2 protein-coding genes and 1 pseudogene are annotated in these 3,177 nt (G+C 63.0%); all 3 read left to right on the top strand.

The features are described 5' to 3' along the window. A pseudogene (locus MY55_RS22265) lies at positions 1-723 on the top strand (hypothetical protein); the annotation flags it as partial. Then, on the top strand, positions 716-1,267 hold the full coding sequence (locus MY55_RS22260) for a cob(I)yrinic acid a,c-diamide adenosyltransferase (protein ID WP_047238839.1): 552 nt from the start codon (positions 716-718) through the stop codon (positions 1,265-1,267). The pseudogene MY55_RS22265 and the gene MY55_RS22260, both read left to right, overlap by 8 nt. Positions 1,268-1,504: 237 nt before the next feature. Further along, on the top strand, positions 1,505-3,175 hold the full coding sequence (locus tag MY55_RS22255; RefSeq protein WP_065203056.1) for a Na/Pi cotransporter family protein: 1,671 nt from the start codon (positions 1,505-1,507) through the stop codon (positions 3,173-3,175). Positions 3,176-3,177: the final 2 nt, after the last annotated feature.

Here is a 3,177-nt window from a genome sequence, read left to right as displayed (position 1 = left end):
AGCGAAGCCATTGCCGAGCCGGAAGCGCCGATGCCGGCTGAACTGCCTGCCGCAGAAGCGGCCGAGCAGCTGGAACCGGTGGCGGCATTCGAGCCGGTCGAGGCGGATGTGATGGAGTCCTTCGACATGACGGTGGTCGCCGACGCGCTGGAGCTGGAGCCCGAGCCGGCCGAAGCGGCAGCTGCGCTGGAAGTGGCAGAGGCCGTCATCGAGCCTGAAGCGCCGATGTTGGAAGCGCAGCTTGTCGACGAAGCGGCCGAGTCCGGCGATGCGGCGTTTGGCGTGGTCGAGGATGAGGATTTGCCCGCATTGTCCGGCCTGCTGGGCGGGCGGAGCGGCCATGCCGCGCCCGAGGCGGCTCAGCCGCCAGCTGGCGACGCGTCAGTTTTGCCAGCTCTGGCTGAGCCCAGCCCGGTTGCGGTGGTGAAGATCGCCGCGATGGCGGCGGCGGGCAGCGCCGGCCGGGGGCCGGCCGCTCCCCCGTTCGATGAGCAAGCGCTGTTCAATTCGCTGTATGAGCAGATGCTGCCGCGGATGAAGGTGGAGCTCTCCTTGTGGCTGCAGGAAGCGGTGGAGGTTCAGGCCAAGCAGATGCTGTCGGGCATGATGCACCAACTGAAGGAAGACTATGAAATGCTGTTCGGCGACGCGTTGAAGGAAAGCCTGCGCCAGGCGCTGGGCGATGTCGGCGCATCGATGAAGGATGGAGACGGCCATGGCTGACCGTTTGTCGGATATCGTCACCCGCACCGGGGATGACGGCAGCACCGGGCTAGGCGACGGCAGCCGCGTGGCCAAGGATAGCGCCCGCATTCAGGCGCTGGGCGACGTGGACGAACTCAATTCGGTAATGGGCGTGCTGCTGGCGGAGCCGTTGCCGGAGCCGCTGCCGCAGTGGCTGAGCGAAGTCCAGCATGATCTGTTCGATCTGGGTTCGGAACTGGCCGTGCCGGGCTATCAAGCGATAAGCGATTCCCACGTCCAGGCGCTGGAAGGCCTGGTGTCCTTCATGAATGAGGAGCTGGGGCCGTTGAGGGAGTTCATCCTCCCCGGCGGTTTGCGCAGCGCCGCGCTGGCGCACCAGGCGCGCTCGGTCTGCCGCCGCGCGGAGCGGGCTGTGGTGGCGCTGGCACGCGAGGAAGAGCCGTCCCAGGCGCTGCGCCGCTATCTGAACCGCTTGTCGGATTTCCTGTTTGTGCTGGCGCGTTATCTCAACCGCCAGGGCGGGGTGCCCGATGTGTTGTGGCAGGCGGGCCGCCAGCGCTGATCCTGTTTCGAGCCGCATGCAGACGGCCAGCTGCCTGAGTGCTTCAGGCAGCTGGCCATTTTTATTGTAGGCTGCGCTTTTCCCGATATTTTCAAGCTTTTTTGATAGTGTTTTCCTTGCTTGCCGGTGAATTATGCCTTGCAATGAAAGAGCGGGCATCCGGGGCGAGGACTGGTCTCTGTTGAAGACGGGCGATAGCCGATGCCGAGCCAAGACGTTTCTCCGCGGAGGCGCTATATGGCCAGTACGGTGCTGTTGGATCTGATAGGCGGGGTGGCGCTGTTGTTGTGGGGCTTGCACATGGTGCACAGCGGCATCGTGCGCGCTTTTGGCGCGAACATGCGCCATTGGCTGGGCCGAGCCTTGCGCAACCGCGCATTGGCGTTTCTGGCGGGGTTCGGCATGACTGCGCTGTTGCAGAGCAGCACCGCCACGGCGCTGATGCTGACTTCCTTTTCCGTTTCCGGCATGGTGGAGCTGACGCCGGCGCTGGCAGTGATGCTGGGGGCGAATGTCGGCACCACGCTGATCGTGCAGCTGCTGTCGTTTCATACTTCGTTGTTCTCGCCGGTGCTGCTGATTGGCGGCGTCATCGCCTTCAAGCGTGGATCTGGCACTTTGACCCGCGATATGGGAAGAGTGGCCATCGGTCTGGGCTTGATGCTGCTGTCGCTGCATGCGTTGATGGAAACGCTGGCGCCGGCGGAAAACGCGCCTTTGACGCGCGAGGTGCTGGCGGCGCTCACCCATGATCCCATGCTCAATCTGTTGATAGGCGCTTTTCTCAGCTGGGCCGCTCACTCCAGCGTCGCTACCGTTCTGCTGGTCATGTCGCTGAGCGCTTCGCATTTCATCGCGCCAGGCGCGGCGCTGGCTCTGGTATTGGGCGCCAATCTCGGCAGTGCGATCAATCCGCTGCTGGAAGCGGCCTCTGGCGGCAACTCCGCCGCCCGGCGCTTGCCGCTGGGCAATCTGATCAATCGCGTGGCGGGATGCGCGATCTTTCTACCGGCGCTGGGGCCGGTGGCGGCCTTGCTGGCTACGGTCGATCCCGACCCCTGGCGGCAGCCGGCCGATTTCCACACCGCGTTCAATCTGTTGATGGCGGCGCTGTTCATGCTGCCGTTGAAGCCGCTGGCGGGCTGGCTGGAGCGCCTGCTGCCGGAGCAGAAGGCGGTGGATGACCTGTCCGCGCCGCAGTATCTGGATGCCAGCGCGCTGGAGACGCCGACGGTGGCTCTGGCTTGCGCCGCCCGCGAGACCTTGCATATGGGCGACATCATTGAAGACATGCTGCGCAAGACGATGACGGTGTTGCAGACCGATGATCGCAAATTGATGGCGGACGTGTCTCGGCTGGATGATGCCGTTGACGGCCTGCATGAGGCGGTCAAATTTTATCTGGTGCGGCTTACCAGCAATAGCCTGGAGGAGCAGGAGGGGCGCAAGGCGATGGAAATCATGGCCTTGTCGGTCAACCTGGAGCACATCGGCGACATCATAGACAAGAACCTGATGGAGCTGGCCGGCAAAAAAATCAAGCATAAGCTGCAGTTTTCCCGTGAGGGGGCGGAAGAGCTGGCGGCGATGCACCGTACGCTGATCGGCAATCTCAAACTGGCTTTCAGCCTCTTTCTGTCGGGCGATATCGGTTCGGCGCGGCGTTTGTTGGATGAAAAGGCAAAATTCCGCGAACTGGAATTGGCCATGTCGGAAAGCCACCTGGCGAGGCTGCGGGAAGGGCGATTGGAAAGCCTGGAAAGCAGCTCCTTGCATCTGGACATCCTGCGCGACTTCAAACGCATCCATTCGCACATCTGCGCTACCGCCTACCCCATTCTTGAGGAGGCGCGCGAGTTGCATCCTACCAGATTAAAACCATTGCCCTTGATCGGAACCGATACTTGACC

Origin of the sequence: Chromobacterium subtsugae, assembly GCF_001676875.1 — a bacterium.
Lineage (GTDB): Bacteria > Pseudomonadota > Gammaproteobacteria > Burkholderiales > Chromobacteriaceae > Chromobacterium > Chromobacterium subtsugae.
The sequence above is the reverse complement of the archived record's forward strand: the minus strand, read 5'-3'. Positions and strand labels throughout refer to the sequence as shown.

Bases quoted from the DNA above. Each gene is read 5' to 3' on its own strand.
- MY55_RS22255 (WP_065203056.1), top strand. From the start codon at position 1,505: ATGGCCAGTACGGTGCTGTTGGATCTGATAGGCGGGGTGGCGCTGTTG.
- MY55_RS22260 (WP_047238839.1), top strand. From the start codon at position 716: ATGGCTGACCGTTTGTCGGATATCGTCACCCGCACCGGGGATGACGGC.